Source organism: Klebsiella sp. C283, from assembly GCF_048822555.1.
Taxonomy (GTDB): Bacteria; Pseudomonadota; Gammaproteobacteria; order Enterobacterales; family Enterobacteriaceae; genus Klebsiella; species Klebsiella quasipneumoniae.
Genome location: NZ_JBMEZS010000005.1, coordinates 246625 through 272844 on the forward strand (window position 1 = coordinate 246625; position 26220 = coordinate 272844).

30 protein-coding genes, 3 tRNA genes and 1 riboswitch are annotated in these 26220 nt (G+C 60.3%); of the genes, 7 read left to right on the plus strand and 26 right to left on the minus strand.

Annotation, left to right across the window (positions count from 1 at the left end; translation table 11 throughout):
• Position 1 precedes the first annotated feature (1 nt).
• A complete protein-coding gene (gene fucU, locus ACOI7Z_RS11820) occupies positions 2-424 on the plus strand; it encodes an L-fucose mutarotase (protein ID WP_023290859.1) in 423 nt (140 codons plus the stop codon).
• 58 nt (positions 425-482) lie between these two features.
• Positions 483-1193 carry an L-fucose operon activator gene (fucR, locus tag ACOI7Z_RS11825; RefSeq protein WP_023290860.1) on the plus strand — a complete coding sequence of 237 codons (711 nt, stop codon included), beginning with the start codon at positions 483-485 and terminating at the stop codon, positions 1191-1193.
• Positions 1194-1247: 54 nt separating this feature from the next.
• Here the strand turns inward: fucR and rlmM are convergent, their stop codons facing one another.
• The 4 genes from rlmM to ACOI7Z_RS11845 all read right to left on the minus strand — a co-directional run bounded on the left by rlmM (position 1248) and on the right by ACOI7Z_RS11845 (position 4249).
• On the minus strand, positions 1248-2348 hold the full coding sequence (gene rlmM / locus ACOI7Z_RS11830; protein ID WP_023290861.1) for a 23S rRNA (cytidine(2498)-2'-O)-methyltransferase RlmM: 1101 nt from the start codon (positions 2346-2348) through the stop codon (positions 1248-1250).
• Positions 2341-2736 (minus strand): DUF423 domain-containing protein, encoded by a 396-nt coding sequence (locus ACOI7Z_RS11835; RefSeq protein WP_002915543.1) that lies wholly within the window; start codon positions 2734-2736, stop codon positions 2341-2343. Before ACOI7Z_RS11835 ends, rlmM begins: the two co-directional genes overlap by 8 nt.
• 19 nt (positions 2737-2755) lie before the next feature.
• Positions 2756-3673, minus strand: coding sequence for a glycine cleavage system transcriptional regulator GcvA (gcvA, locus tag ACOI7Z_RS11840; RefSeq protein ID WP_002915545.1), 918 nt, complete (start codon positions 3671-3673; stop codon positions 2756-2758).
• A 351-nt stretch (positions 3674-4024) separates the two neighbouring features.
• Positions 4025-4249 (minus strand): YgdI/YgdR family lipoprotein, encoded by a 225-nt coding sequence (locus tag ACOI7Z_RS11845; protein ID WP_002915549.1) that lies wholly within the window; start codon positions 4247-4249, stop codon positions 4025-4027.
• Between the two features lie 197 nt (positions 4250-4446).
• Here ACOI7Z_RS11845 and csdA point away from each other — a divergent pair, with 197 nt between their 5' ends.
• Complete coding sequence (csdA, locus tag ACOI7Z_RS11850) at positions 4447-5652, plus strand: cysteine desulfurase CsdA (protein ID WP_065882029.1); 1206 nt, start codon at positions 4447-4449, stop codon at positions 5650-5652.
• Positions 5652-6089: a cysteine desulfurase sulfur acceptor subunit CsdE gene (gene csdE / locus ACOI7Z_RS11855; protein ID WP_023290863.1), complete on the plus strand. Its 438-nt coding sequence runs from the start codon at positions 5652-5654 to the stop codon at positions 6087-6089. The genes csdA and csdE overlap by 1 nt, the downstream gene beginning before the upstream one ends.
• 131 nt (positions 6090-6220) lie before the next feature.
• Here csdE and tcdA read toward each other — a convergent pair whose 3' ends face one another.
• Both tcdA and mltA read right to left on the minus strand, forming a co-directional pair.
• Positions 6221-7030: a tRNA cyclic N6-threonylcarbamoyladenosine(37) synthase TcdA gene (gene tcdA, locus ACOI7Z_RS11860; RefSeq protein ID WP_049013567.1), complete on the minus strand. Its 810-nt coding sequence runs from the start codon at positions 7028-7030 to the stop codon at positions 6221-6223.
• 105 nt (positions 7031-7135) lie between these two features.
• On the minus strand, positions 7136-8233 hold the full coding sequence (gene mltA, locus ACOI7Z_RS11865) for a murein transglycosylase A (RefSeq protein ID WP_008806279.1): 1098 nt from the start codon (positions 8231-8233) through the stop codon (positions 7136-7138).
• Between the two features lie 210 nt (positions 8234-8443).
• Here mltA and ACOI7Z_RS11870 point away from each other — a divergent pair.
• From ACOI7Z_RS11870 to ACOI7Z_RS11880, 3 genes are all read left to right on the plus strand, one after another.
• Positions 8444-8520 (plus strand) — tRNA-Met (locus tag ACOI7Z_RS11870).
• Positions 8521-8553: 33 nt separating this feature from the next.
• A tRNA-Met gene (locus tag ACOI7Z_RS11875) sits at positions 8554-8630 on the plus strand.
• Between the two features lie 32 nt (positions 8631-8662).
• Positions 8663-8739 (plus strand) — tRNA-Met (locus ACOI7Z_RS11880).
• Positions 8740-8835: 96 nt separating this feature from the next.
• Here the strand turns inward: ACOI7Z_RS11880 and cobT are convergent.
• The 20 genes from cobT to pocR all read right to left on the minus strand — a co-directional run bounded on the left by cobT (position 8836) and on the right by pocR (position 26207).
• Entirely contained in the window at positions 8836-9891 is a 1056-nt protein-coding gene (cobT, locus tag ACOI7Z_RS11885) for a nicotinate-nucleotide--dimethylbenzimidazole phosphoribosyltransferase (RefSeq protein ID WP_087849634.1), read from the minus strand.
• A 74-nt stretch (positions 9892-9965) separates the two neighbouring features.
• Positions 9966-10511, minus strand: coding sequence for a bifunctional adenosylcobinamide kinase/adenosylcobinamide-phosphate guanylyltransferase (gene cobU / locus ACOI7Z_RS11890; RefSeq protein ID WP_087849635.1), 546 nt, complete (start codon positions 10509-10511; stop codon positions 9966-9968).
• The gene (locus ACOI7Z_RS11895) at positions 10505-12028 is read right to left on the minus strand and encodes a cobyric acid synthase (RefSeq protein ID WP_087849636.1); all 1524 of its coding nucleotides are present in this window, start codon (positions 12026-12028) and stop codon (positions 10505-10507) included. Before ACOI7Z_RS11895 ends, cobU begins: the two co-directional genes overlap by 7 nt.
• Positions 12025-12840 (minus strand): energy-coupling factor ABC transporter ATP-binding protein, encoded by an 816-nt coding sequence (locus ACOI7Z_RS11900; RefSeq protein ID WP_087849637.1) that lies wholly within the window; start codon positions 12838-12840, stop codon positions 12025-12027. The genes ACOI7Z_RS11895 and ACOI7Z_RS11900 overlap by 4 nt, the downstream gene beginning before the upstream one ends.
• Positions 12841-12848: 8 nt before the next feature.
• Positions 12849-13526 carry an energy-coupling factor ABC transporter transmembrane protein gene (locus ACOI7Z_RS11905; RefSeq protein ID WP_053064394.1) on the minus strand — a complete coding sequence of 226 codons (678 nt, stop codon included), beginning with the start codon at positions 13524-13526 and terminating at the stop codon, positions 12849-12851.
• Positions 13513-13794 carry an energy-coupling factor ABC transporter substrate-binding protein gene (locus ACOI7Z_RS11910; RefSeq protein ID WP_004105092.1) on the minus strand — a complete coding sequence of 94 codons (282 nt, stop codon included), beginning with the start codon at positions 13792-13794 and terminating at the stop codon, positions 13513-13515. Before ACOI7Z_RS11910 ends, ACOI7Z_RS11905 begins: the two co-directional genes overlap by 14 nt.
• Before the next feature lies 1 nt (position 13795).
• A complete protein-coding gene (cbiM, locus tag ACOI7Z_RS11915; RefSeq protein ID WP_004105094.1) occupies positions 13796-14533 on the minus strand; it encodes a cobalt ECF transporter S component CbiM in 738 nt (245 codons plus the stop codon).
• Complete coding sequence (locus ACOI7Z_RS11920) at positions 14530-15243, minus strand: cobalt-factor II C(20)-methyltransferase (RefSeq protein ID WP_004105097.1); 714 nt, start codon at positions 15241-15243, stop codon at positions 14530-14532. Before ACOI7Z_RS11920 ends, cbiM begins: the two co-directional genes overlap by 4 nt.
• Entirely contained in the window at positions 15240-16034 is a 795-nt protein-coding gene (gene cbiK, locus ACOI7Z_RS11925) for a sirohydrochlorin cobaltochelatase (RefSeq protein WP_014226628.1), read from the minus strand. Before cbiK ends, ACOI7Z_RS11920 begins: the two co-directional genes overlap by 4 nt.
• A 10-nt stretch (positions 16035-16044) precedes the next feature.
• Entirely contained in the window at positions 16045-16830 is a 786-nt protein-coding gene (locus tag ACOI7Z_RS11930; RefSeq protein ID WP_087849638.1) for a cobalt-precorrin-6A reductase, read from the minus strand.
• Positions 16827-17552 (minus strand): precorrin-3B C(17)-methyltransferase, encoded by a 726-nt coding sequence (locus ACOI7Z_RS11935; RefSeq protein ID WP_004105101.1) that lies wholly within the window; start codon positions 17550-17552, stop codon positions 16827-16829. The genes ACOI7Z_RS11930 and ACOI7Z_RS11935 overlap by 4 nt, the downstream gene beginning before the upstream one ends.
• Positions 17552-18607 (minus strand): cobalt-precorrin 5A hydrolase, encoded by a 1056-nt coding sequence (gene cbiG, locus ACOI7Z_RS11940; RefSeq protein WP_137916155.1) that lies wholly within the window; start codon positions 18605-18607, stop codon positions 17552-17554. The genes ACOI7Z_RS11935 and cbiG overlap by 1 nt, the downstream gene beginning before the upstream one ends.
• Positions 18588-19361, minus strand: coding sequence for a cobalt-precorrin-4 methyltransferase (locus tag ACOI7Z_RS11945; RefSeq protein WP_087849640.1), 774 nt, complete (start codon positions 19359-19361; stop codon positions 18588-18590). Before ACOI7Z_RS11945 ends, cbiG begins: the two co-directional genes overlap by 20 nt.
• Positions 19354-19923, minus strand: a complete 570-nt coding sequence (locus tag ACOI7Z_RS11950; RefSeq protein WP_087849641.1) for a decarboxylating cobalt-precorrin-6B (C(15))-methyltransferase — start codon at positions 19921-19923, stop codon at positions 19354-19356. The genes ACOI7Z_RS11945 and ACOI7Z_RS11950 overlap by 8 nt, the downstream gene beginning before the upstream one ends.
• Positions 19913-20518 carry a cobalt-precorrin-7 (C(5))-methyltransferase gene (locus ACOI7Z_RS11955; RefSeq protein WP_004114996.1) on the minus strand — a complete coding sequence of 202 codons (606 nt, stop codon included), beginning with the start codon at positions 20516-20518 and terminating at the stop codon, positions 19913-19915. Before ACOI7Z_RS11955 ends, ACOI7Z_RS11950 begins: the two co-directional genes overlap by 11 nt.
• Positions 20512-21651 carry a cobalt-precorrin-5B (C(1))-methyltransferase CbiD gene (gene cbiD / locus ACOI7Z_RS11960; RefSeq protein WP_087849642.1) on the minus strand — a complete coding sequence of 380 codons (1140 nt, stop codon included), beginning with the start codon at positions 21649-21651 and terminating at the stop codon, positions 20512-20514. Before cbiD ends, ACOI7Z_RS11955 begins: the two co-directional genes overlap by 7 nt.
• The gene (locus tag ACOI7Z_RS11965) at positions 21648-22280 is read right to left on the minus strand and encodes a cobalt-precorrin-8 methylmutase (protein WP_004133657.1); all 633 of its coding nucleotides are present in this window, start codon (positions 22278-22280) and stop codon (positions 21648-21650) included. Before ACOI7Z_RS11965 ends, cbiD begins: the two co-directional genes overlap by 4 nt.
• Positions 22281-22290: 10 nt before the next feature.
• Positions 22291-23250, minus strand: a complete 960-nt coding sequence (gene cbiB, locus ACOI7Z_RS11970) for an adenosylcobinamide-phosphate synthase CbiB (protein ID WP_087775357.1) — start codon at positions 23248-23250, stop codon at positions 22291-22293.
• Positions 23247-24626: a cobyrinate a,c-diamide synthase gene (locus ACOI7Z_RS11975; protein WP_087849643.1), complete on the minus strand. Its 1380-nt coding sequence runs from the start codon at positions 24624-24626 to the stop codon at positions 23247-23249. Before ACOI7Z_RS11975 ends, cbiB begins: the two co-directional genes overlap by 4 nt.
• An 87-nt stretch (positions 24627-24713) precedes the next feature.
• Positions 24714-25005, minus strand: a riboswitch (cobalamin riboswitch).
• 290 nt (positions 25006-25295) lie between these two features.
• Positions 25296-26207 carry a transcriptional regulator PocR gene (pocR, locus tag ACOI7Z_RS11980; protein ID WP_065882061.1) on the minus strand — a complete coding sequence of 304 codons (912 nt, stop codon included), beginning with the start codon at positions 26205-26207 and terminating at the stop codon, positions 25296-25298.
• Between the last annotated feature and the right edge of the window lie 13 nt (positions 26208-26220).

Consider the following 26220-nt stretch of genomic DNA (forward strand, 5'->3'; position numbering starts at 1 on the left):
GATGCTCAAAACCATTTCCCCGCTGATATCGCCGGAACTGCTGAAAGTGCTGGCCGAAATGGGCCATGGGGATGAAATTATTTTTTCCGATGCCCACTTCCCGGCGCACAGCATGGGTCCGCAAGTGATCCGCGCCGACGGCCTGCGGGTCAGCGACCTGCTGCAGGCGATTATCCCGCTGTTCGAGTTAGACAGCTACGCGCCGCCGCTGGTGATGATGGCCGCCGTCGAAGGCGATGCCCTCGACCCGACGGTGGAACAGCGCTATCGGCAGGCGCTCTCGGCGCAGGCTCCCTGCCCGGACATCGTGCGGATTGACCGCTTCGCCTTCTACGAGCGGGCGCAAAAAGCCTTTGCGATCGTTATCACAGGAGAGTGCGCTAAGTACGGAAATATCCTTTTAAAAAAAGGAGTCACGCCGTAATCTCATGCCGGAGCGTCTGCCTGATGCAGACGCTCAATCAATGATGGGGTGAGAATAAATGAAAGCGGCCCGCCAGCAGGCGATCGTCGATCTCCTGATCAACCACAGCAGCCTGACCACCGAAACGTTGTCAAAACAGCTCAACGTCAGCAGGGAAACCATTCGCCGCGATCTCAGCGAGCTGCAGGCGCAGGGCAAAGTGCTGCGCAACCACGGCCGGGCCAAAGTGATCCACCAGCGCAGCCAGGACAGCGGCGACCCTTTCCACATGCGCCTGAAAAGCCATTACGCGCATAAAGCCGACATCGCCCGCGAAGCGCTGGCCTGGATTGACGAAGGCATGGTCATCGCCCTCGATGCCAGCTCCACCTGCTGGTACCTCGCCCGCCAGCTGCCGGACCGCCCGCTGCACGTTTTTACCAACAGCCAGCCCATCTGCCAGGAGCTGGCCAAACGCGACCAGATCGCCCTCACCTGCTCCGGCGGCACCCTGCAGCGGAAATATGGCTGCTACGTTAACCCGGCGCTGATTTCCCAGCTGAAATCGCTGGAGATCGATCTGTTTATTTTTTCCTGCGAAGGCATCGACCCGCAGGGCGCGCTGTGGGACTCCAATGCGTTCAATGCCGACTTCAAATCGATCCTGCTTAAGCGGGCCGCGCAGTCGCTGCTACTGATCGATAAAAGTAAGTTCAACCGTTCCGGCGAGGCGAGAATTGGTCATCTGGATGACGTGACGCATATTGTGTCGGATGCGCCGCAGCCTTAAGCATGCGGCGAAGGCCGGAGGACAAGCACGCCTCTCCGGCCTGAGGGTGAGAGATTAACGCTCGTCGCGACGTCCGCCGACGGCGGCCCACAGGCGACGCACGTGAACGGTCACCTCTTCACGATCGTGATACAGCTGACGCGCCTGGATCTGGGCGTTAATGCCGTGCTCGTCCAGTTGGGCCTGAATATAGGCCAGGTTCTGCGACACCTCTTCGTAGCGCTTTTTCATCGGCAGCTTGAGGTTGAAGATGGTCTCCCGGCACCAGCCGTTGACCAGCCACTGCGCCATCAGCGCCGCCACTTTCGCCGGCTTCTCCACCATATCGCAGACCATCCACGAGATGTTGTTGCGGTTCGGACGATAGCGGAAACCGTCTTCGCGCAGCCAGGTCACCTGGCCGGTATCCATCAGGCTCTGGGCCATCGGACCGTTATCGACCGAAGAGACCCACATGTTGCGCTTCACCAGCTGATAGGTCCAGCCGCCCGGGCAGGCGCCAAGGTCGACGGCATACATGCCGTTCGCCAGGCGCTCGTCCCACTCGTCTGCCGGAATAAAGACGTGGAACGCCTCTTCCAGCTTGAGGGTGGAGCGGCTCGGGGCGTCGGACGGAAACTTCAGCCGCGGAATGCCCATATAGAACGGCGAGTTGTTGTTGCTGTACGAGTAGCCGGTATAGCAGCAGCCCGGGGCGATAAAGAACACATGCACCACCGGACGCTTCGGCGTTTCATAGCGGGTCAGGACGCCCGCTTCGCGCAGCGCCGCGCGCAGCGGCACGGTAAACTTGCGGCAGAACTTCATCAGCTCTTTGCTTTCGTTAGTGTCCGCCACCTCGACGCGCAGATCGCCGCCCTTCTCCACCACGCCCTGCAGCATGCCGACGATCGGCGTGATGCGATCCTCCGGCGGCAGGTCGCGCAGCAGTTCGCCGACCACAAACATCTGACGGGCGAAGATCAGCGAGCTGAACGGCAGATCGCGCACCAGCTTCTCGCCATCATCCTGCTGATAGCCTTCAAAAATCACATAGCCAGAGTCTTCTTTGACCCGGGCAAAACCAAACACCTCAAGGCGGGCGGCCTTATCGGTAATTTCTGCTGCGCACTCTTTCTCAAACCCAGGGCGACAATAGAGGACAACCTTATTCATGAACAACGCCCTTACGTTTCAGACGAATTGCACCAATTAACATTAAAACCCAGCCGGCGAGGAAGCTCACGCCGCCCACCGGGGTCACGAACGCCCACAGGCGTAAATGAGAGAGCGCCAGGCAGTAGAGGCTGCCGCTGAACAGCACGGTCCCTAACGCCAGAAACACGCTGCTCCAGTAGAACCAGATACTGATCCGACGCTGCATCGCCACCGCCAGACCAAAAATCGCCAGGGTATGGAAGGCCTGATACTCCAGGCCGGTATGGATCCAGGCCATCTCCGCCGCGCCGAGCGATTGACTTAAGACATGCGCGCCGAAGGCACCCAGAGCCACAAAGATAAAGCCGCTAATCGCGGCGAATATCAGCATAAAACGGCTGGTCATGTTGTTACCCTACAAGTAATTATTGTTCATAACGAAAGCGGAATTTTTCTTGTTCACTTGCCGCTTTCGCCAGAATCCACTGCCGGAAAGCGGCTATTTTACCCAGTTCTGCCTGACTGTCATGGCAAACAAGGTAAAACGCATTCTTACTGACCAGAACATCATTAAACGGACACACCAGGCGACCGGCCTCAATTTCGGACTGCGCCATGACGTTATTGGCCAGCGCCACGCCCTGCCCATGAATGGCCGCCTGCAGCACCATCGCGCTGTGGCTGAAAATCGGCCCCTGCTGCACATTAATATGGCTTAGACCCAGCTGGCGGGTATAAGTTTGCCAGTCGCGGCGGGACGCATCGTGAAGCAGCGTATGTTGCGCCAGATCGGCAGGCGTTTTCAATGCCTTGTCGCCGGTGAGCAGCAGCGGGGAACAGACCGGCAGCAGATACTCGGCGTACAGTTTTTCCACACGCAGGCCCGGCCAGTTGCCGCGACCGTAAAAAATTGCCACGTCGACATCGTCCGCCAGCTTATCCTCCTGACGGTCCACCGCCTGGATCCTGACGTCGATTCCCGGATAAGCTGAGTTAAAGCTTGTGAGTCTCGGCACCAGCCACTGGATGGCGAAACTTGGCAATAAACTGACCGTTAAGGCCCCTTTGGCGCTGCGCGCCTGCAGTTTACGCGTCGCTTCCGTCAGTTGCGAAAAAATCTCTTTAATATCCTGAAAATAGCTTTGCCCTTCTTCCGTTAACAGCAGCGAACGATTGCGCCGACGGAACAGCTTAAGGCCCAGAAAATCCTCGAGAGACTTGATTTGGTGGCTGACTGCGGCCTGCGTCACAAAAAGCTCATCGGCTGCCCGAGTGAAGCTGAGATGGCGTGCGGCTGCATCAAAAACACGTAATGCATTCAGAGGAGGTAATCGCTTCGACATGGTTATTCTGGCTTAGATGTTAACTCAATTTAACAAATAGGAAACAATGGTTAACCTATTAGTTTTTTTTATCTGAGCCATTATAAATTGTCCGTTGAGGTTCTACCAGCAAATACCTATAGTGGCGGCACTTCCTGAGCCGGAACGAGAAGCTTTTTTTGGAATGCGTGTTCCATCAAGCTTTTGGCTTACGGTTGTGATGTTGTGTTGTTGTGTTTGCAATTGGTCTGTCTTTGCAGACCCTGGTAGCAAGGCTACCCCTTTTCACTTCCTGTACATTTACCCTGTCTGTCCATAGTGATTTAATGTAGCACCGCAACGCGCGGTGCTTTTTTTTGCCTTTTTACTGCCTTACTCGTCCAGCTCACCCAGCTGTTTCACGTCAGAGCGATTGATCTGCTGTTTGTTGCCCCACGCATCCTTATACGAGATCATGCCAGTATCATTATCGGTTTGCGGTTTCCCGTCGGTGACGATGGTCCGCCCATCATTGGTATGCATCACATAGTTAGAGGAACAGGCGCTCAGGCCCAGTGTCAGCATACAGGCAGAGATAATCGCAGCGGCCTTAGTCATTTTCATTTTTCTCTCCTTACGGCTATTTATACTATTCGTGACTCGTTAAGTAATAGGTTAAAACACAAACCCAACACTTTTCAGCATAACCCTCTTTGCCCCATGTGGAGTCACATTCGGACAATTCCACAGGACGCAGAGGCCTTGTCACGCCCGGCAAATTGCGCGACGATCGCGGCATTGATACGAGGAATTCCATGAACGCATTCAACCCTGCGCACTTTCGCGCGCAGTTTCCGGCTCTGGCCGACGCCGGCGTCTATCTCGACAGCGCGGCGACGGCGCTCAAACCGCTGGCGGTGATCGACGCCAGCGACCAGTTTTATCGCCTGAGCGCCGGCAACGTCCACCGCAGTCAATTCGCCGCCGCCCAGCGGCTGACCGAGCGCTATGAGGCGGCCCGCGAGCATGTGGCGGCGTGGCTGAACGCCCCCTCCGGCAAGGATATCGTCTGGACTCGGGGGACCACGGAGGCCATCAATATGGTGGCGCAGAGCTACGTCCGGCCGCGCCTGCAGCCTGGCGATGAAATTATCGTCAGCGAAGCCGAGCATCATGCCAACCTCGTGCCCTGGCTGATGGTGGCCGGGCAGACCGGCGCCAGAGTGGTCAAGCTGCCGCTTGGCGCCGACCGGCTGCCGGATATCGCCAGCCTCAGCACGCTCATCACCCCGCGCAGCCGGGTGCTGGCCATCGGGCAGATGTCCAACGTCACCGGCGGCTGCCCGGACCTGGCGCAGGCCATCCGCCTTGCTCACGCCGCCGGAATGGTGGTGATGGTCGATGGCGCACAGGGGGCGGTGCATTTCCCCGCGGACGTGCAGGCGCTGGATATCGATTTTTACGCCTTTTCCGGTCATAAGCTGTATGGCCCGACCGGGATCGGCGCCCTGTACGGTAAAAGCGAACTGCTGGCGGCGATGTCGCCCTGGCTCGGCGGCGGGAAGATGATCGCCGAGGTCAGCTTTGACGGCTTTACGCCGCAGCCGGCGCCCTATGGCCTTGAGGCCGGTACGCCCAATGTCGCCGGGGTGATTGGCCTGAGCGCCGCGCTGGAGTGGCTGGCGCAGAGCGATATCGGCCAGGCGGAAAACTGGAGCCGCAGTCTGGCGAGCCTGGCGGAAGAGGCGCTGGCGAAACGGCCGGGCTTCCGCTCTTTCCGCTGCCAGCAATCAAGCCTGCTCGCCTTTGAGTTCGACGGTATTCATCACAGCGATCTGGTGACGCTGCTGGCGGAGTCCGGCATTGCCCTGCGCGCCGGGCAACACTGCGCCCAGCCGCTGCTGGCGGCCTTAGGGGTCAGCGGCACGCTGCGGGCCTCTTTCGCCCCCTATAATACCCAAGACGATGTTGCGGCGCTGGTCCACGCGGTGGATCGCGCTCTGGAAATTCTGGTGGATTAATGACAACTCTGCATCCCTTCGGCACGACCATTACCGACGCCACGCTGCGCCAGACCTTTGCCCCGCTGAACCAGTGGGAGGATAAATATCGGCAGCTGATTTTATTGGGCAAAAAGCTGCCGACGCTGACCGATGAGCGCAAAGCGCAGGCCCGGGAGATTGCCGGGTGTGAAAACCGCGTCTGGCTGGGCTATGAGGAGGATGCCGAAGGCAGGCTGCACTTCTTTGGCGACAGCGAAGGACGGATTGTGCGCGGTCTTTTGGCCGTACTCTTAACCGCCGTGGAAGGAAAAACCCGCGCCGGGATCCTGGCCGAGGATCCGCTGGCGCTGTTCGACGAGCTGGGGCTGCGCGGCCAGCTGAGCGCCTCGCGCAGCCAGGGGCTCAGCGCCCTGAGCGAAGCGGTGCTCGCCGCCGCCCGCGAGGTTGAGGTTTAAGCTCATCCCGGGGGCGGCGCTTGACGCGCCTTGCCCGGGCTACGGGTTCGTGCGGTTTTGTCGCCCGGACAGGTGCCTCCGGGGAATTGTCTTGTAGCCCGGGTAAGGCGCCTGCGCCGCGACCCGGGAATTTACGCCGTCTGCCGCTCCGCCTTCGCCAGCATTTTCTTCAGCGCATGGGATACCGCGACAAAGCCAAAGGTCGCGGTCACCATCGTCGCCGCGCCAAACCCGGATGCGCAGTCCATCCGCTTCGGCCCTTCCGCCGTGCTCTTCATCGCGCAGACGCTGCCGTCCGCCTGCGGGTAGACCAGCGCTTCGGTAGAGAAGACACAGTCCACGCCGAGCTTGCCTTTGCTGTTTTTCACCACCCCAAACTGGCTTTTCAGCCGCTCGCGCAGTTTGGCCGCCAGCGGATCCTGAATGGTTTTCGCCAGATCGGCGACCTGGATTTGCGTCGGATCGATTTGTCCGCCCGCGCCGCCGGTGGTGACCAGCGGCACCTTATGGCGACGACAGTAAGCGATTAACGCCGCTTTCGGCCGGACGCTGTCGATGGCGTCGATGACGTAGCTGAAGCCGGCGCCCAGGTATTCCGCCACGTTTTCCGGGGTCACGAAATCATCCACTACCGTCACCCGACACTCCGGGTTGATCAGGCGAATACGCTCCGCCATCACTTCGGCTTTCGCCAGCCCGACATTGCCGCTGAGGGCGTGGATCTGGCGGTTGGTATTGGTGACGCAGACATCGTCCATATCGATAAGGGTGATCGCCCCGATGCCGGTTCGCGCCAGCGCTTCCGCCGCCCACGAGCCGACCCCGCCGATCCCGACCACGCAGACGTGGGCGTCGGCAAAACATTGCAGCGCTTTTTCACCATATAAACGTGCCGTACCGCCAAAACGCTGGCGCCAGGCATCGCTGATTACAACAGACATATAACCTCAGAATTAGTGGACATTCCCGGGTCGCGGCGCAAGCGCCTTACCCGGGCTACCGTAGCCCCGGTAAGCGCAGCGCGACCGGGGAAAAGAACGTGAGTACTAGCCGCTAAAGACGTTGCCCGCGCCCGGGGCGTTTTTCAGCACCCATACGCGGCCGTAGTGGTTATACCAGCCGGCACGATGCCCGGCATCCGGGCCAATGCCCTGGTAAATATCGAAATGCTGGCCTTTGATGGCCCCGCCGACATCGAGGGCGACCATCAGTCGCAGTTCGTATTGGCCGTTAAACTTGCCGTTATTATCCAGCAGAGGCACCTCGGCCAGCAAGGTGGTTCCCGGCGGAATAATCGACCGGTCGGAGGCCACCGAGGCGCGGCCAATCAGCGGCACGGCGCTGGCCCCTTTCACCGGAGCGAAAGACTGCGGTTTAAAGAACACGAACGACGGGTTCTGCTCCAGCAGCTCACGCACTTCCGCTTCGCTGTGCTTTTCACCCCACTCGCGGATCGCCTGCATCGACATATCTTCTTTCTTCACTTCCCCGCGGTCGATCAGCACTTTGCCGATGCTGCGATAGGGCCAGCCGTTTTTCCCGGCATAGCTAAAGAAGTTGAGCGGCGAACCATCGCCAAAGTCGATATAACCGCTGCCCTGCACGTCCATGATGAAGTTATCCATCAGCGAGTTGCTGTACGCCAGCACATAGTTATCGCTCAGCGCGCCGGCATAAATGCTGGCGCGGGACGGCAGCTTGCCGCGCTTCGGCGGCATCCGGTAAATGGGGTACTGGAATTCGCCCTGGCGGGTGTGGCGCGCCTGCACCACCGGCGTGTAGTAGCCGGTAAACTGGACGTTGCCATAGTTGTCGGTGCCCTGCATCTGCCAGGCGTCGATGCCAAACTGGCGCAGCGTACGGGTGTCGCCGCCGGCACGCAGCCACTCCTGCAGCGCGTTATAGACGTTGCTTTGGCTGTTATAGAGGCGCGGCGAAGCGTTACGAATTTGATTAACCTGCTCGGAGAAGTCGCCGGCATTGATCGGCGCCCCGACGGCATCCGGCTGGTTTACCAGTGAAAACGGCTGGGTGAACTTGCCATCGCTATATTGCTGACCGCGGTCGGTCGGTTTTGAGGAACAGGCGGCGAGCATGGCCAGCATTGCCCCCGTCGCTACATATTTTGCCCAACGTCCTTTCATGGTGTCTCATCTTTTGCTGCGAAGCCTTAGTGCGTGTTGAAGATAACAAAGCGCCGGGGCTATTGAAATGCGCGATCTCATCGATGGCACAGATTTGTGTAAAAAAACACCACAACATGGCGTTTTATAAGCCAATTCTTACAAAAATGTCGATTTGGTCGAAAAAAGGTTGCATCATCTCGCTAGCGGAGTATAGTGCGCTTCCACGGACGCGGGGTGGAGCAGCCTGGTAGCTCGTCGGGCTCATAACCCGAAGGTCGTCAGTTCAAATCTGGCCCCCGCAACCAATTAAAATTTGATGAAGTAAAGCAGTACGGTGACGCGGGGTGGAGCAGCCTGGTAGCTCGTCGGGCTCATAACCCGAAGGTCGTCGGTTCAAATCCGGCCCCCGCAACCAATCAAATTTGACAATGTGAAGCAGTACGGTGACGCGGGGTGGAGCAGCCTGGTAGCTCGTCGGGCTCATAACCCGAAGGTCGTCGGTTCAAATCCGGCCCCCGCAACCAACATTACAAACACCCTCCAGGGTGTTTTTTTGTTTCTGCGCTCCGCGAATCTGCTACAGAATTCCGGGAACGGCGCAGCGCCGCTCCCCCACCTTCTCAGCCCTTCGGCAACACAATATTGCTCGCCGCCAGCATCCCCATTTCGTGATACATCGCGCAGGCCGCTTCCACGATCGGCATCGCCAGCGCCGCGCCGCTGCCTTCGCCCAGGCGCATCCCCATGTTGAGATACGGTTCCAGCTCCAGGTGCGCCAGCGCGATACGCGCCCCCTTCTCCGCCGAATAGTGCGACGGGATAAGATAGGGTTTCACCTGCGGCGCCATTCGGCACGCCGCCAGCGCCGCGGCGTAGGAGAGGAAGCCATCGAGCACCACCGGCAGGCCGCAGGAGGCCGCGCCCAGCATCACCCCCGTCATCCCCAATAAATCAAAACCGCCCACTTTCGCCAGCACGTCCAGACCATCATGCGGATCGGGGCGGTTAACGGCGATGGCCCGGCGTACCACCTCAACTTTATTGCCGACCTTCGCCAACGGCAGATTAGCGCCAATGCCCACCACCTCCTGGGCATCGCTGCCGGTCAGGACGCTGACAATCGCCGCCGCCGGGGTGGTATTGGCCATTCCCAGCTCCCCGACGCCAAACAGCGTGACGCCATCCTCCGCCAGCCCCCGGGTATAGCGCATCACCTCCAGCAGCAGCTCTTCCGCCTGGCTGCGGCGCATTGCCGGACCAACGGCGATATTGCCGCAGCCGCGCGCCACGCGCATGTTGATGACGCCCGGTATCAGCTCGGCATCGATCCCGACATCAATCACGTGCATCTTCGCGCCCGCCTGCGCCGCCAGTACGCAAACGCCGGTTTTGCCCAGCGTCATATTCGCCGCCTGAATCGCGGTCACCGCTTTTGGCGAAATGGCGACCCCTTCGTCCCACACGCCGTGGTCGGCGCACATCACCAGCAGCGCCTTGTTTTTCACCTGCGGCACACCTTCAAGACCGGGCATGCCCGCCAGCTGCACGGCAAGATCTTCAAGGCGTCCAAGGCTGCCGGGCGGTTTCAGCAGACCATCAATATGAAGCCGGGCGCGCGCCATCGCGTTTTCATCAGGCGCCGGGATCGCGCCCAGTAGAGAGGTTAAGCTTTGCATAGAAGTTCTCGTCTTGTTGGCTGGCTCATGGCAGAGCCAGCAGGAAGAATAACGCCCGTTACGGCGCGCCTGGCCTATTTGATTTTTACGCCAATGCCCGACACCACCAGCCACACCTCGTCTGCCGCCGCCGCAAGGCGCTGGTTGACGCGTCCGGCGATATCGCGGAAATGGCGGGCAAGACGGTTTTCCGGCACAATCCCCATCCCTACCTCGTTGGTCACCAGCACCACGCGGGCCGGGCAGCGCTGGCAGGCGGCAATCAGTACCGCGATTTCGGCGTCGATCGCCCGCTCCATCGCCGCATAATCCCAGCCGTCCGGCGAGCTGTCGCCCCCCAGCGCAAACAGCAGGTTGGTCACCAGGGTGGTGATGCATTCCAGCAAAATCGCCTCCTCCGGGGCGATATCCGGGGTGATCAGTTCATCAAGCTGCTGCCAGCGCTCGGCGGTGCGCCAGTGCGCGGGCCTGCCGTCGCGGTGGTGCTGGATCCTCGCCGCCATCTCGTCATCAAAGATCTGCGAGGTGGCGATATAGAGTACCTGCGGCGCATGGGCGATCAGCGCTTCAGCATGACGGCTTTTACCGCTGCGCGCCCCGCCGGTCACTAAAGTCAGCATACGGGCTCCTGATGTTGGCGCATGATGGCGTAGATTTTTTCGATATCAATATGCTGACGCATCGCGTCCGCCAGCAGATCGAACTGGCGCGATTTATACTGTGCATACTCGAAATCGCTATCCAGCGCCGCCAGCCCTTTACGCTGGCGCAGGCCGTTAACCAGCGCGCGGGTAAAGGCATCGCTATCGAACAGGCCGTGCAGATAGGTGCCAAACGCCAGGCCGTCATCGCTGACCGCGCCGTCCGCCACGCTCAGGCCGCCTTTATGTAATTGCATCAGCGAACGGCAGCCGTCGCGCAGCTCGGTTTCGCCCATATGAATTTCGTAGCCGCTTACCGCCAGACCCGCCGTTGCCACCAGCCACGCCGGCAGCGCCGGAGCCAGAGTCGCCGTGACCTGGGTCGTCGTCTTGCTGTGCGCAAAGTGGGTGACGGTATTAAGCAACCCCAGCCCCGGCTGGGTGCCAAGCCCCGACTCCACCTCATCGATAATGGTTTCGCCGAGCATCTGATAGCCGCCGCAGATCCCCAGCACCGGTACGCCCCGATGCCGGGCCTGCAGTACCACATGCGCCATGCCGCTCTCGCGCAGCCAGCCCAGGTCGCCGAGCGTATTTTTACTGCCCGGCAGGATCACCATATCCACGCCCGCCAGCTCCTGCGGCTGGCGAACATAGCGGACGCGGACGTCCGGCTGCGCCGCCAGCGCGTTGAAATCGGTAAAATTGGAGATGTGCGGCACCTGAATCACGGCAATCTCAATATCGCGCCTGTCGGTGTGCAGATATTTCCCTTTTTGCAGCGCGACGCCGTCCTCATCTTCAAGATCGACGTCCAGCCACGGCATGACGCCGAGCACCGGGACGCCGGTGAGCGCTTCTATCTGCTCGATCCCGGAATACAGCAGCGCCACGTCGCCGCGAAATTTATTGATAATCACGCCCTTGACCCGCGCGCGCTCGCGATCGTGCAGTAGCGCGAGCGTGCCGTAGATGGAGGCGAATACGCCGCCGCGATCGATATCCGCCACGAGGATCACCGGGCACTGGGCCATCTCGGCCATGCCCATATTGACGATATCGCGATCGCGCAGGTTGATCTCCGCCGGACTGCCCGCCCCTTCCAGCACCAGCACATCATGTTCGGCGGCAAGGCTGTTATAAACCGCGAGGATCTGTTCCCGCAGGCGCGGTTTATATTCGTGATAGCTCACCGCGTCCATATCGGTCGCCACCTTGCCCATCAGCACCACCTGCGCTTTGCGGTCGCTGGTTGGCTTAAGCAGCACCGGGTTCATGCGCACATCCGGGATAATACCCGCCGCTTCGGCCTGGAAAATCTGCGCGCGGCCCATCTCTTTGCCATCCGGCGTGATACCGGAATTGAGCGCCATATTCTGCGATTTAAACGGCGCGGTGCGCTGCCCGTCCTGATAAAAGATCCGGCACAGCCCCGCGACCAGCACGCTTTTGCCGACGTCAGAAGCGGTGCCCTGTAACATAATTGCCAGCGTCATGACGCCTCCTTCATCGCGTTGCTTCGCATCCGCGTAAAAAATTCTTCTTCGGTTTTACACAGCGGCAGCCCGAGCTGCGCGTGCAGTTTCACCAGCCACGGCTGGGTGAGCCCGGCCTGGGCCATCAGTTCGCTGCGGGCAAATACCTCCCCGGGTTCGCCGTGCGCCAGCACTTCGCCGCGGCGTAACACGTAAACCGCATCGCTGATTTCATAGATCAGATCGATATCGTGGCTGGAGATCGCCACGTGGTTGCCCCGATCGGCAATACGCTTAATGATGTCGATCATCTGCGCGCGTCCCGAAGGATCGAGACCCGCCGTCGGCTCGTCGAGCAGTAAATAGCGCGCCTGCAGCACCAGCGCGCCGGCTATCGCCACGCGCTTTTTCTGCCCGTGGCTCAGGCACTGAATCGGCTGGTGACGAAACCCCTGGGCATCGACGAGAGTCAGGGCATCGTCCACCCGGCGGGCAATTTCCTCTTCCGCAACCCCCAGGTTCCGCAGGCTAAAGGCGATATCGCTGTCGATATCGGTATAGAAAATCTGCTGGTCCGGGTCCTGGAAAACGGTCGCTACCTGCTGACGCAGCGCCAGCAGGCCGCGCTTGCTGTAGTCCAGCGGTTTTCCTTGCCATAGCACCGCCCCGCTCTGCGGGCGCAGCAGACCGCTCAGGTTCATAAACAGCGTGGATTTTCCGCAGCCGTTCGCCCCTACCAGTCCGGTCACGGCGTGATGGGAAAAATCCAGCGTCAGCTCCTTCAGCACCGGCTCGTCCTGATAGCGAAACCAGAGATCGGTCGTGGCAAGCATACTTATCCTTAAAGGTGAAAATCACCCTGATACAGTTTGATATCCAGCGTGGTGCTCATCTGCTGGTAGCGAATCATCACCCGGGTAAACAGCAGTCCTACCAGCATCGCCAGCGAACGATAGCCCTTCGGCACGCTACGGTAGCCAAAACGTAATGTTTGCGCACGGTGAATCGCCAGCGCTTCGTCTAAAAGAATAAAAATAAAACGCCAGGTCAGCAGGATTTGCTCGGTCAGCAGCCGCGGTACCCGTCCGCGCTTGAGCAGCAAAATAAGCTGCGGGAACGGCAGATTCAGCACCAGCCAGAAGGTGGACGCCAGCGCCGCCAGGCTGCGCCAGAAGGTCTGATTGGCGGTCGTCAACCCCTCCGACGTCATGCCCAGCCAGACGCTGCCCAGCGGTAGGCTCACCAGCAGATCCTGCGGATTGCGGCTAACGCTGAACAGAATGGTCAGCACACCGATCAGCAGGAAGCCAAACGGCAGCGCCATCCAACGGCACCAGCGCCACGGCGAGACCCGCAGCAGCCAGCAGGTTAAGGCGGCAATCAGCACCATTTCGATACCCTGCCCCAACGGAGGCAGGGTAAAAGCCAGCACCATCAGCAGCAGCCAGAACAGGAACTTGCGCTCCGGTGCGACGTGAAACCAGCGGCTCTGATAGCTGAGTCGGTCAAACCCGGTCATCACGGCGCTGTCTGCCTTTGCTGTAGCCCAGAATATAGAAAATGACCGCCGCGCCGAGAGAGCCCTGGAGCGTAAACAGCAGGCTCTCAATTTCTCCGCTAGCCGGTTCGTACAGCGGCTGGAACCACGGCTCATAATGCGGCGCGACCACCTGAATCTGGCTCTCCGCCTCGCCGTCTGAACCGCCGAATTCGCCGCCGTGATCGACAAAGAACGGCAGGATCACCAGCGCCACCACCATGGCGAACAATATCAGCGTCTTTTTCATGTTAATGCCCCTGTGCGGTAATCAGCTGACGTTTGGTCAACTGGTCGTAGATCATGACGGTTAACAGTCCTTCAGCAATGGCGATCGGGATCTGCGTCAGGCAGAAGATCCCCATAAACTTGACGATCGATCCGGTCGCGCCGGCGGCGGGATCCGGAAAGGCCACGCCGAGCTGTACGGAGGTGACAAAGTAGGTCACCAGATCCGCCAGCATCGCGCAGAGAAACACCCCGACGTCGCGGCGAATGCCCGCGCGGCAGGCCATTTTCCACACCATATAGCCGACCACCGGCCCGATGACCGCCATCGACATCCCGTTCGCGCCGAGCGTCGTCAGCCCGCCGTGCGCCAGCAGCAGCGCCTGGAACAGCAGTACGATGGCGCCAAGGATCGCCACCACGCCAGGCCCGAAGAGAATCACCGCCAGGCCGACGCCGGTCGGGTGGGAACAGCTGCCGGTTACGGAAGGAATTTTCAGCGCCGAGAGGACAAAAATAAACGCCCCGCACAGCGCCAGCAGCACCTTCTGATTGTTATCTTCCTGCACAATGCGGCGCAGGCGCACCAGCCCGTACCACAGGCAGGGTAAAAACAGCAGCCACCATGCCAGGGCCCACATCGGCGGTAAAAAACCCTCCATGATGTGCATCGCGAAAGCCTTTTCGGGAACCACTATCAGCAATAGCGCCGCAGCTAACCCGCTGAAAGACAGCTGTTTTAGCTGTTGTTCAAGTTTCATTCTGCATACTCCCACTGTTTATTGACCAGAATGGTCGAGAAATAGGGCAGCGGCTGGTCGTCGCTGACGTCATTGAGATGGCGCCAGCACTGCTCGCCCGGCAGCGTGGCTTCAGACATCATCAGCGCGGCATCCAGCAGACCGTTTTTCGCCAGCAGCGCTTTGATGCGGGGAAACCGCCCGTACACTTTCATCAGCACCAGGCTTTCATGCTGGCGCAGCGCCTGCTCGATTTCCGTTTCCGGCGCGGTGCAGGAGATCACCGCCAGCGATTGCTGCTCCATGGCCAGCGGCGTTTTTGAACGCGCGGCAATGGCGGCAAAAGAGGTGACGCCGGGAACAATCTCCAGCCACTCCGGGCAGCCGATACGCTGGAGTAAGAACACCCAGGTGCTGAACAGCATGGCGTCGCCGAGGGTAATAAAGCCGACCTGCTTGCCCGCTTCCACTTCCTGAACCAGCGCCGCGGCAACCTCATCCCACACCGCCTCTTTTTCCGCGCTGTCGGCGCTCATCGGGAAATGGCAGCAGCGTACTTCGGTCCGTTCGCCGATATACTCGCGCACGATGGAGAGCGCGAGGCTGTCGCCGCCTTTACGTCCGGCGGGCGCGTAGAGAATGTCCAGCGTGCCCAGCACCCGCGCCGCGCGCACGGTGATCAGGTCGGCGGCGCCAGGGCCGGTACTTAAGGCATACAGTTTGCCGCTCATGCCGCCTCCTCCATCGCCAGGCTCAGCGCCTGCTGCAGGTGAGCGACGAACATTGCGCGCACCGCCGGATTCTCTCCCAGTCCGTTCAGCCAGGGCGTCGCCGTAATGCCGGCGGCGTTGAACAGCGTTTTCCAGGAGTCCTCTTCGTCCGAGGCCATATCGTTAATGGCGTGATCGCCGGCCACCAGCATCAGCGGCATCAGGTGCACGCCCTTCACCCCCTGCCGACGCAGGCTGTCGATAAGAATATCGACTTCCGGATAGCTCTCGACCGCGCCGACCCGCGCCGGAAATCCCTTCGCCGTCATCATATGATCCAGACAGGCGTAGGCGGCGAAAGCGTGATGGCTGGCGCCGTGGCCCATAAAGACCACCGTTTCATCGGCGGCAAGCGGCGGCATCTGCTGGCGCAGCGCCTGCATCAGCTGGACATAATCGTGATGGCTGCTCAGCAGCGGCGCCCCCAGCGTCAGGCGGAGGAACAGCGGGCGCAGGCTTTGCACTTCGCGGACGATCTTTTCATACTCATCGCCGTTGATAATGTGCAGCGATTGAATCGCCACATCCTGGTAGCCCTGCTCGGCCAGCTTCTGCAATGCCTGCAGCGGCGTATCAATCTCGATACCGTCGCGCTGTTTGAGCTTGCGGATAATCATCCCGGAGGTGAAGGCGCGAAACGTGTCGCGGTCCGGACAGCTGGCCGCCAGCTCGCGCTCGCAGGCGACGATGTTCTTTTCACAGGTGTCGGGATAGCTGGTGCCAAAACTGACCACCAGAAGCGCTTTTTTCATTTCTGACTCCTTAAGCAGCGGCCAGCCAGCGCGCTAAGCGCCGGGCAAAGGCAGCCTGACTTTCCAGTAACTCTTCACCCGTCACCAGCGGCGCCGGGCGCGTAATCACGATGCAGGGGATACCGGCATCCAGACAGGGTTGTACTTTTTCCTGATAGCCGCCTTCGGCGCCGGAGGCTTTGGTGATCACCACGTCGGCCCGGCACTGGCGGTAAAAAGCAGCGTTGAACGCGGCGCTGAACGGCCCGCACAGGGCGAAAATCTCGCCAACGCCAAACCCCAGCGCGGCGCATTGCGCGATGACATCGGCGACCGGCAACACCCGGGCCAGCAGCGTTTTGTCACCTAATCCCGCCCGCCAGCGCGCCAGATCTTTACTTCCCGTGGTGAGCAGCACGCGCTGGCCGAAACGCCGCGCCACCTCGCAGGCTTGTTCAATGCTCTCCACGGTATAGAGCAGCGGATGCGTCAGGCCGCTCAGCTGCTCCGGGCGCTGATAGCGGCTCAGCAGCACGCCGGCGGTTTCACAGGCCCGGACGATATTGCGGCTTACCGCTTCGGCGTAGGGGTGCGAAGCATCGATCACCCAGCGGGTCCTGTTAGCCTTCAGCCAGGCGATCATCTCCTCCAGCTCGAGGCGCCCGCAGCGCACCTGGCCGCGAATATCCCCCGCCAGCTGCTGGCCGGTGGGCGTCGCCACCGACAGGGTGTAGGGGACCTGCGCCGCGTCAAGCTGCTGACACAGCGCCCTCGCGTCGCTGGTTCCGCCCATCACCAGCACCTCGCCGTGGCTCACAGCACGTAGCCTCGCGGGGTGATCATCAGGCCATCCTGGATATACGTCGCTTTGTTGCCGACGATCACCAGGCTGGTCATATCGACCGGTGCAAAATCCATCTCCCCCAGGGTGGTCAGCCATTTCTCCTGTTTTTTACGTCCGGCGGATTTCACGACCCCCACCGGGGTCTGCGCGCTTTTACTGGCCGACAGCAGCTCAAAGGCGCGCGCCAGATGGCCCTCACGGCCGCGGCTGCGCGGGTTGTAAAAACAGATCACGAAGTCGGCTTCCCCGGCGGCGACAATGCGCTTTTCAATCACCGGCCACGGGGTCAGCAGGTCGCTGAGGCTGATATGGCAGAAGTCGTGCATCAGCGGCGCGCCCAGCAGCGAGGCGGCGGCAATGCTGGCGGTCATCCCCGGGATCAGGCGGACTTCCACATCCAGCTTCTGCTTGCTGACCAGTTCGAGCACCAGGCCGGCCATGCCGTAAATACCGGCATCGCCGCTGCTGATCAGCGCCACGTTATGCCCGGCCTGCGCCAGCTCAATCGCCGCCTGGCAGCGCTCAATCTCTTTGCACATTCCGGTTTTGATCACCTGCTTATCGCCGGTAAAGGCTTTCACCAGGTGCGTGTAGGTCTTATAGCCAACGACGATTTCCGCCGCCTGCAGCGCTTCAATGGCCTCCATGGTCATCATGGACTGCGAGCCAGGGCCGATTCCGATTACGCTTAACATCAGTGTGAAACTCCCAAAGTAATAGTGACGCCCTGTTCGCGCAGGGTTTCGCCTAACAGTTGCCCATGGCTCAGCAGCCAGGCCGCCGGACCGGATACGCTCCCCACGCCGACGGTTTTTCTGACGAACGATGAAGCGGGAAAGTGATGCTCATGCTCGCGCAGGGCATCAGCGGGAAAGGTTTCGAACGGTACGCGACAGCAGGAAGCCAGCTGAATCAGCCCCTGCTCGTGCTTCTTCAGCGTGACGCTGCCGATAGCTTTCAGCGCCAGCGGATCCAGGCGCAGCGCCTCAAGCTGGCGCGCCAGCAGCGCCGCTAATAGCGGGAATGGCGTATCGCGGCGGCAGCCAATTCCGGCGACCACCCGCTGCGGCACCAGCTTCCAGTGCGGGACGGCGATCGGCGGCAGTTCGTTGCGCAGCGTGACGCAGACCAGCGCATCCAGCTCGGGAAGCTGGTGCAGATCGGCCACGGTGATAAACCCCCGCCGGTCGCAGTGGCGGACGTCTTCATCCAGCTCGTCGTCCCACCACAGACCGACGCGCTGATGGCTGACCAGCATCTGGTTGACGGTTTTCACCGCCGCGCGGAAGTCGCTCATCCGGGCATTAAGCTGGAATGCCAGCGTATCCAGGGCCGCCAACTCGTTGACGTCGGTGGCGGTGGTGATCACCGGGTCGGCGCCGAGCATCCCGGCCAGATAGCGGCTGAGGGCATTCGCGCCCCCCGCATGGCCGGAAAGCAGGCTAATGACGTGCTGGCCACGTTCGTCGATCACCACCACCGCCGGATCGCTGAACTTATCATTGACCAGCGGGGCCAGCACGCGTACCGCGATCCCGGTGGCGCCGATGAAAATCAGCGCCGAATAGCTGCTGAAGGCCTCGCGCGCGGCGCTGGCAAAACCGTTTTCAAAGGGGAGAAAACCCTCTTCCAGTAGCTTCTCGCTGGTAAAGCAGGTTAACGGCAGCATCGCCGCCAGCCGTTTCGCCAGCCGAACGCCCCCTGGCGTCAGGCAGAAAAGTGCGATTGATTCAGGCTTTACGGTATTCATGGCTAAAGTCCGCCGCGTAGAGTTTTGAGTAGTGATACTCAGCGCCCAGGAAATTCCCGACCAGAATGAGCGCCGTTTTGCGGATCCCCGCCTCGCGTACCTTGTCGCCGATATCCGCCAGCGTACCGCGTACGGTCTGGCTTTCCGGCCAGGTCGCTTTATAGATCACCGCCACCGGCGTGGTTGCTGGATAGCCGCCTTCAATCAGGCGCTCCGCTACCCGGTGAATGCGCTGCACGGAAAGGTAAATCGCCATTGAAGTCTGGTGGCTGGCAAATGATTCAAGCTGCTCGCGCGCCGGCACCGGCGTGCGCCCTTCAAGGCGGGTGATGATCAGGCTCTGGGAGACTTCCGGCACGGTGTACTCGACGCCCAGCTCCGCCGCCGCGCCCAGAAACGCGCTGACGCCCGGCACCACCTGCCAGTCGATACCGCGTTTGGTCAGCTCTTCACCCTGCTCGCGGACCGAGCCATACAGCGACACGTCCCCGGTCTGTAAACGCACTACCGTTTTCCCGGCTTTAACGCCGGCTTCCATCAGGTCGAGAATTTGCTCCAGATGCAGTTCGGCGCTGTCGTGACACTCGGCGCCGGGCGGACAATACTCCAGCAGCTCGGTGTTTATCAGCGACCCGGCGTAGATCACCACCTGGGCCTGCTGCAGCAAGCGGTAGCCCTTGAGGGTAATTAGCTCACGGTCGCCCGGCCCTGCGCCAACGAACCACACACTACGGGGGTCAAATGTCTCAGCCATGGTTTTCTTCCTTCTGACAGGCGATAACAAAAACGGGATTATTCGGTTTGAAATAGTGGCCGCTGCCCAGCGCGGTCAGCGATGAGACGTTCAGCTGCAGGCAATCAATCTGTGTAATCCCCCGCTGCTGCAGATAGTCGAGAGCCGCGTTCAGGTTCTCCTGCAGGATAAAAGTCATCACCAGACGGCCGCCGGGATAGAGCTGCTGCCACGACCAGTCAATCAGTTCGTCGAGACGGCCGCCGCTGCCGCCCATAAAAATGGCGTCGGCCCGCTCGGTCATCACCATCGGCGCTTCGCCGGGCAGGATCTCAATGTTGCCGCAGGTGAAATGCTGGCGGTTTTCGTCCAGCAGCTGCAGGGCTGCGGGATTGCGTTCGATGGCGGTTACCTGCAAAGAGGGATACTGCAGCGCCGCCTCAATCGACACGCTGCCGGTACCGGCGCCGATATCAATCAGGTGGCTTGCCCGGTGCAGTTCAAGTTTGGCCAGCGCCAGTGCGCGAACCGCCTCTTTGGTCATCGGCACCTTCTCGCCGCGCAGAAAAAGCTCATCTTTCATCGAGGATCACCACCGCGTTCATCTCATATTCGGCATCGACCTCACTGACCGGTAGCCAGTGGATCCGCTCGTTATCCATCGCCAGATTTTCGCCAATCACCATCCAGCGATACCCTTTACCCCGCGCCGCCAGCTGGGCGGCGATTTCCCGCGGCCCGCAGCGCCCGTCGGTCACCATCGCCACCTTGCGCTGACGCGCCAGCTCATCAAAACAGACGTCTCGCCCGTGGCTGCTGGTCAGCCAGATATCGTTCATATCGATACCGGCCTTCGCGCAGAGATACTGCACCGCGCTGATGCCGGGAATAATGCGCACGCGATCGATGCCAAAGTGGGCTATCAGCCGCGTGCCGATCCCGTAAAAGAGCGGGTCGCCTGAGGCCAGCACCACCACCTTCTGCGCTGCGCGTTCGCCGAGCCAGACCAGCAGTTCGGCAATATTGGCGCCCAGCGCAAACCGTTCGCCGCGAAATCCGGGGAACTGCTGCAAATGCCGCTTACCGCCTACCAGCGCATCCGCACTGGCGACCGCATCTTGCGCCGCCGGCGTCATCAAATGCAGGCCTGACGGCCCCATGCCAACCACCGTTAACATGACATCTCCCGCGCAATCTCGGCCACCGGGCGATTGCTGCCGAGGACCTTGTTATCAAAGGAGAACATGATGGCGTCGCAGACGGGCGGCGTTTTGGTAAAACGCAGCATCTGCATCACCCGCAGGCAGATGCGTTCAGCAAGATGGTTATAGATAGTCTGAAAACCGTACGCGTCAATGTGCTCCATCGCCGCTTCGGTGGTATCGCATTCGCTCACCAGTTGCAGCAGCGCCAGCGGCGCCCCCAACAGCGCCAGATGTGCGACCAGCGTTTCCATGCGCGCATCGGCGATATGGCTGTGGGTATGGAAGATCCCGGCGGCGACTTTAATCAGCTTGCCGGGATGGCCAATCAGCACAATCTGACGGAACCCGAGGCGGACGGCCTCTTCAATCATGTAGCCGACGAAGTTGCTCATTGTGACCACCACCTGCGAGTCGATGCCCATCTGCTCGCGGACGAAGCGTTCACCGTGGTTGCCCGGCACCAGCACCACCCGCTCCAGCCCCGCCGCGCGCTTAATTTCCAGCTCCAGCGACAGCGAACGCTTCCAGCTCTCTTCCGACATCGGCGTCACGATACCGGTGGTGCCGATAATCGAGATACCGCCCAGGATCCCCAGCCGCGAGTTATAGGTTTTCTGCGCCCGCGCCTCGCCCTCCGGGGCGAAAATCTCTACCGTCGCCCCGCGCGACGGGCCAATCGCTTCGCGCACCGCCGACTCAATGGTGTGGCGCGGGGTGCGGTTAATCGCCGGGCTGCCGATGGGCAGGCCGATCCCTTTGCGGGTGACTGTGCCGATACCTTCGCCGCCGCGCAGGGTTATCTCGCCGGAGTCGTCGAGCGTCACGCGGGCGAAAATCAGCATCCCGTGGGTGGCGTCAACGTCATCGCCGCCGTCTTTACGAATCGCGGCGATCGCCTGCTGCCCTTCGACGTGCGGTGATTCGACGTTAAGACACAGGGTGACGCCGGAAGGAGTCACAATGGAGACCTGATGAATGAGGTGCTGGCGCATCACCATCAGCGCCGCGACCTTTGCCGCCGCCGTCGCGCAGGATCCGGTGGTATAGCCTTTACGCAGCGCCTTGCCGTTGTGCCACACCGGCGCGTCGAAGGATTGCTCGCTCATCTCGCCCCCTGTAAGTGGTACAAAATGGCGTTGACGATAGCGGCGGCGACGTTGCTGCCGCCTTTACGACCCAGCGCGGCAATGCCCGGCAGGCCGCTCTGCGTCAGGGCCTCTTTCGACTCCGCCGCGCCGACGAAGCCGACCGGCACGCCAATCACGCCGTTGACCGCGACATCATGCTCCAGCAGACGAAACAGCGCGGTGGGCGCATTGCCGAAAACAAACACCTTCTCGCCCTCTTCGGCAACCGCGATATCGACCGCCGCCATCGAGCGGGTCATCCCCTGCGCTTTGGCCTCCGCTACCACCCGCGGATCGCTGATATAGCAGCGGCACTCGCCGCCGAATTTCGCCAGCAGAGTTTTATTGATCCCGGAAAGGGCCATGGTGGTATCGGTATAAAGCGTGCAGGGCTGGCTCAGGGCGGCGCTTAAGCGAGGAAGCACGTCGGGAGAAAACCACAGGATATCCAGCCAGTCAAAATCGGCGGTGGTGTGGATCACCCGCTTGATAATGGCTTCGTGTAGCGGGCTGGCAAAGCGGTAGTCCGGGCGGGTCTGCGCAATAATGTCGCCAATAATGTCGAAGCTTTTCGCCTCAATCGCCTGCGGTTGCTGGATATAGTGCATTCATTTGTCCTCAGGCTGCGCCGACCAGCCAGAACCGGATCGCCATAAACAGCGCCAGCGCCAGGGTCGAAGACACCCACATCAGTCGAATCGTTCGGGAAATATCGTCTACGGAAACGTCGCGCGTCGCCTCGCCAATCCACGGCTTCTCCACGCGCTGACCAAAGTAATCGTTAGGGCCGCCAAGCCGGATGCCGAGCGCCCCGGCGACGGCGGCCTCCGACCATCCGCAGTTTGGGCTGCTGTGGTTGTAGCGATCGCGCCAGCCGATGCGCAACGCGCGGCCACTCGCTTCACCACAGAGGAGAGCGGCGAGGCTGATAAGCAGCCAGCTCAGGCGAGCGGGGATAAAGTTGGCGACATCATCAAGGCGGGCGCTAACCATGCCGATGGCGCGGTATTTTTCGTGCTTATAGCCGACCATCGAATCCAGGGTGTTGACCGCTTTATAGGCCATCGCCAGCGGCGCGCCGCCGAGCAGCAGGAAGAAGAGCGGCGCGATAATCCCGTCAACGGTGTTTTCCGCCACCGTCTCAACAACCGCGCGATTAATCTGCTGCGGCGCAAGCTGCGTCGTGTCGCGGCCGACAATCCATGAGAGTTTGACGCGGCTTTCCGCCAGATCCCCCGCGCGCAGCGGTCGCTCGACGTCCCGCGCCGACTGCGCCAGGCAGCGTCCGGCCAGCACGGTGAAAATCATCCAGACCTCAACCAGCCAGCCAAGCCACGGATGAATCCTCTGCGCCAGCGTCAGCACGCCCCAGCAGACGCTCCACGTTAGTCCGACCACAACTATCCACATCACCCCGCCGCCGACGCGCAGGGCGACATCGCTACGGCAATAGCGGCGCACGCCGCGCTGAACGGCGGCGATCAGGCTGCCAATCCAGCGCACCGGATGCGGCCAGCTCTGCGGATCGCCGATGATAAAATCGAGGAGCCAGGCAACGCCCCATGCCAGCAGCGTCATAGCGAGCTCCTTGCCGCAGCCAGCCAGTGGTTGAGCATGGTGGGGCGCTGCGCAAAGTGCAGGTGCAGATAGCTGGCGAACGTGTTGCCCACCTGCCAGCCGCCGGACCACTGCTGAAGGGTCATACCGTCGCGGACCTTGCGGCAGGCCAGAACCGCCGGGGACTCGGGAGTAAAATCCGAGTAGTGAAATTCATGCCCGCGCAGGGTTTCGCCGGGCGCCGCCAGCAGCGTTTGCCGCATCGCCCGCGCCTCGCAGTAGCCAAAGCGGGTCAGCCGTTTGCCCATTTTGCTGTGGCCGGGAATAAGGTTGGCCATCGGATAGATGTCGCCGCTGGCGTCTTCGAGGGAGCTGCCGAGATACATCAGACCGCCGCATTCGGCGTAAATCGCCACCCCGCGCCGGTGCGCCTCCCGCAGCTGCGCCAGCATCGGCGTATTGGCCGCCAGCGCGGCGGCATGAATTTCCGGATAGCCGCCGCCGAGCCAAATCATCTGGCACGGTGGCAGCTCGCTATCGCGCAGCGGGCTGAAGCGCACGATATTCACTCCGCAGCGTTCAAGCAGCGAGAGGTTATCCGGGTAGTAAAAGTTGAAGGCCTCGTCGTCGGCCAGCGCCAGCGTCAGGCCCGCGCCAGCATCAGGGGACGGCAGCGTCGGCCACTCCCCGGCGGGTAGGATGGAGAGCTGGCTGAGGGTAAGAAGCTGTTCAATATCCAGCGTTTGCGCCAGCGTGTGGGCAAAATCGCGCCACGGCTGCTGGTTAACCAGCGACTCGCGGGCGGTAACCAGTCCCAGATGGCGTTCGGGTAACGCCACCCCTTCCACTCGCGGTACGTAGCCGAGCACCGGCAGCTCGCAGTAGCGTTCAATGGCGCCTTTGAGAAGCTGATAATGGCTTTCGCTGTTGACGCGATTGACGATAACGCCGGCAATGTTAAGACTGGGGTCGAAGTGTTGAAATCCCATCACCGTGGCGGCGATGGAGGTGGAAACCGCTTTGCCATCTACCAGCAAAATGACCGGACAGCCGAGCTGTTTAGCCATCGCGGCGGTGCTGCAGTAGCCCGGGTCGGTACCGAAGCCGTCATATAGCCCCATCACGCCCTCAATGACCGCGATATCCGCCCGCTGCATCTGTTCGCAAAATAGCGCGTTAAGCACCGACTCCGGGAGCATAAAGCTGTCGAGGTTGCGGGAAGCGACGCCGCTGACGGCGGTGTGCCAGCCGGTGTCGAGGTAGTCCGGGCCGACTTTGCAGGGCTGAACCCGCATGCCGCGCTGCTTCAACAGGCTGAGCAGGCCAAGCGTGACCGTAGTTTTACCACAACCGCTGCCGGTTCCTGCGAGAATAAATGCGTGCTGCCTGGCTGCCATACCCCGATCCTGTGCCGGGTGGTAGGGCTGCGTGCATTCCCAGTCTTTCGACTGTACGCATCTGAGCAACCCACTTCCCACCGAAGTTGTTGATTATTACCGACAGGCAGGTCTTCTGGCTTAGCGTCGTCCTCTCCCATCCTTCCCAATCCGCTAAGCAGATCAGTGGTCATACCCGTCATACTTCACGTTGTATGTGCGTTGGCTTTACTTGTTCACCCCAGTCACTTACCTGTGTAAGCTCCTGGGGATTCACTCGCTTGCCGCCTTCCTACAACGCGAATTATTTAGCGTATATATGGGTTCGTCAGCATCACAGCAGCGGGGGCTGCGGGGGATTCACACCCCCTTCCCTGGCGCCTGTCGGTTTTATCGAGTGGGATGAAACCCACTCGAATGATTCCCGGAACATCTTACGGAAGCAGGATGGCTTCCGTCGTGCTTAATTTTTAAATACCAAAGCTATTTCATTACGCCGATGGCGCGCTGAAAGCCATTTCGGATATCACTCTATCCCATCAAATAAATAAAAACTGGTGCAGTTTATCGTTCTCTCATTATTATTTTGTTGCGCTATGACAATTTATTGCTGTGAATGAGATATTTTCATTTTAGAATGAGCAGGATACGCGGGTATAACAAAAACTGGCGATAACAAATTATTGTCATTTAAACTGACTCAGTTTGTGATCTGGCGTTAATTTGCTGGCGATAGGCCTGCGGAGTCACCTGATAGGCCTGGCGAAAAACTTTGCAAAAATAACTGGTTTGCGAAAATCCTAAATTCCGCGCAATGCTGGCGATGCTCCAGTCGCTGTGGCAAAGCAGCTCTTTGGCGCTCACCATCCGCTGATGGTTCACCCAGGCATTAAAGCCAATACCCTGATATTTTTTGAACAGCTTACTGAAGTAATAGGGGCTGAGATAAACGTGAGCGGCGACGTCTTCCAGGCGAAGCTCGTCGGATAAATGGGCGTCAATGTAGCGCAGCGCCTTCTTCATTTTGCTGTCATGAGGGCTGGCGACCCGGCTGGCGCGCGCAGGTTCCGACTGCTGGGGATTATCTTTAATCACCACAAAGTTGAGCTGTTTTTTCAGGCAGTTTTCGACGATAAGCTTCAGTAAATCAGCAGAAGCAATCACTCTGGCGTAGTCCATTTCCGGCACGTCGCGAAACGCTTTAAGCAGCTCAGGGTCGGCCTGCCAGCGGTCATCCACGTTGAGGATATCGACCAGTTCAACATCGTTGCTTAAGCGCACCTGGCCGCAAAGCACAAAGCCCACAAGGTGCCCGGCGATAACCAGAGGAATGGAAAAATCGGTTAACCCGGCGTGGCAGCGGTAGATACAGAGCTGATCGGTTTTAGACGCCTCAAGCCCGCCGCAGCGGTCGCTCATTCGACAGCGGGTGCTGTGCTGGGGATGCTGGCGCATCAGCTGGCAAAAAGGGGTGAAGTTAAACAGTTCAGATATTTCATCACCATGAATATTGACGACCACCACCGCCAGACTGGTGGCCTGCGCAAAATCCTGTGCGATTTTATTAATGAGTTCTGAGTTCAGTGTGCTCGCAGAAATCATGATAAAACCTCTC

What these genes read in the sequence shown, in the direction of transcription:
- ACOI7Z_RS11945 (WP_087849640.1), bottom strand. Translation starts at nt 19,361, where the DNA reads ATGGCTGAGACATTTGACCCCCGTAGTGTGTGGTTCGTTGGCGCAGGG.
- ACOI7Z_RS11845 (WP_002915549.1), bottom strand. Translation starts at nt 4,249, where the DNA reads ATGACTAAGGCCGCTGCGATTATCTCTGCCTGTATGCTGACACTGGGC.
- ACOI7Z_RS11910 (WP_004105092.1), bottom strand. Translation starts at nt 13,794, where the DNA reads ATGAAAAAGACGCTGATATTGTTCGCCATGGTGGTGGCGCTGGTGATC.
- cobU (WP_087849635.1), bottom strand. Translation starts at nt 10,511, where the DNA reads ATGCTGACTTTAGTGACCGGCGGGGCGCGCAGCGGTAAAAGCCGTCAT.
- ACOI7Z_RS11965 (WP_004133657.1), bottom strand. Translation starts at nt 22,280, where the DNA reads ATGCACTATATCCAGCAACCGCAGGCGATTGAGGCGAAAAGCTTCGAC.
- cbiG (WP_137916155.1), bottom strand. Translation starts at nt 18,607, where the DNA reads ATGAATACCGTAAAGCCTGAATCAATCGCACTTTTCTGCCTGACGCCA.
- ACOI7Z_RS11935 (WP_004105101.1), bottom strand. Translation starts at nt 17,552, where the DNA reads ATGTTAAGCGTAATCGGAATCGGCCCTGGCTCGCAGTCCATGATGACC.
- csdA (WP_065882029.1), top strand. Translation starts at nt 4,447, where the DNA reads ATGAACGCATTCAACCCTGCGCACTTTCGCGCGCAGTTTCCGGCTCTG.
- fucU (WP_023290859.1), top strand. Translation starts at nt 2, where the DNA reads ATGCTCAAAACCATTTCCCCGCTGATATCGCCGGAACTGCTGAAAGTG.
- tcdA (WP_049013567.1), bottom strand. Translation starts at nt 7,030, where the DNA reads ATGTCTGTTGTAATCAGCGATGCCTGGCGCCAGCGTTTTGGCGGTACG.
- cbiD (WP_087849642.1), bottom strand. Translation starts at nt 21,651, where the DNA reads ATGAGCGAGCAATCCTTCGACGCGCCGGTGTGGCACAACGGCAAGGCG.
- ACOI7Z_RS11905 (WP_053064394.1), bottom strand. Translation starts at nt 13,526, where the DNA reads ATGACCGGGTTTGACCGACTCAGCTATCAGAGCCGCTGGTTTCACGTC.
- ACOI7Z_RS11895 (WP_087849636.1), bottom strand. Translation starts at nt 12,028, where the DNA reads ATGACGCTGGCAATTATGTTACAGGGCACCGCTTCTGACGTCGGCAAA.
- ACOI7Z_RS11955 (WP_004114996.1), bottom strand. Translation starts at nt 20,518, where the DNA reads ATGTTAACGGTGGTTGGCATGGGGCCGTCAGGCCTGCATTTGATGACG.
- cobT (WP_087849634.1), bottom strand. Translation starts at nt 9,891, where the DNA reads ATGCAAAGCTTAACCTCTCTACTGGGCGCGATCCCGGCGCCTGATGAA.
- fucR (WP_023290860.1), top strand. Translation starts at nt 483, where the DNA reads ATGAAAGCGGCCCGCCAGCAGGCGATCGTCGATCTCCTGATCAACCAC.
- mltA (WP_008806279.1), bottom strand. Translation starts at nt 8,233, where the DNA reads ATGAAAGGACGTTGGGCAAAATATGTAGCGACGGGGGCAATGCTGGCC.
- ACOI7Z_RS11835 (WP_002915543.1), bottom strand. Translation starts at nt 2,736, where the DNA reads ATGACCAGCCGTTTTATGCTGATATTCGCCGCGATTAGCGGCTTTATC.
- ACOI7Z_RS11920 (WP_004105097.1), bottom strand. Translation starts at nt 15,243, where the DNA reads ATGAGCGGCAAACTGTATGCCTTAAGTACCGGCCCTGGCGCCGCCGAC.
- rlmM (WP_023290861.1), bottom strand. Translation starts at nt 2,348, where the DNA reads ATGAATAAGGTTGTCCTCTATTGTCGCCCTGGGTTTGAGAAAGAGTGC.
- cbiB (WP_087775357.1), bottom strand. Translation starts at nt 23,250, where the DNA reads ATGACGCTGCTGGCATGGGGCGTTGCCTGGCTCCTCGATTTTATCATC.
- ACOI7Z_RS11975 (WP_087849643.1), bottom strand. Translation starts at nt 24,626, where the DNA reads ATGGCAGCCAGGCAGCACGCATTTATTCTCGCAGGAACCGGCAGCGGT.
- csdE (WP_023290863.1), top strand. Translation starts at nt 5,652, where the DNA reads ATGACAACTCTGCATCCCTTCGGCACGACCATTACCGACGCCACGCTG.
- ACOI7Z_RS11900 (WP_087849637.1), bottom strand. Translation starts at nt 12,840, where the DNA reads ATGCTTGCCACGACCGATCTCTGGTTTCGCTATCAGGACGAGCCGGTG.
- cbiM (WP_004105094.1), bottom strand. Translation starts at nt 14,533, where the DNA reads ATGAAACTTGAACAACAGCTAAAACAGCTGTCTTTCAGCGGGTTAGCT.
- gcvA (WP_002915545.1), bottom strand. Translation starts at nt 3,673, where the DNA reads ATGTCGAAGCGATTACCTCCTCTGAATGCATTACGTGTTTTTGATGCA.
- pocR (WP_065882061.1), bottom strand. Translation starts at nt 26,207, where the DNA reads ATGATTTCTGCGAGCACACTGAACTCAGAACTCATTAATAAAATCGCA.
- ACOI7Z_RS11950 (WP_087849641.1), bottom strand. Translation starts at nt 19,923, where the DNA reads ATGAAAGATGAGCTTTTTCTGCGCGGCGAGAAGGTGCCGATGACCAAA.
- cbiK (WP_014226628.1), bottom strand. Translation starts at nt 16,034, where the DNA reads ATGAAAAAAGCGCTTCTGGTGGTCAGTTTTGGCACCAGCTATCCCGAC.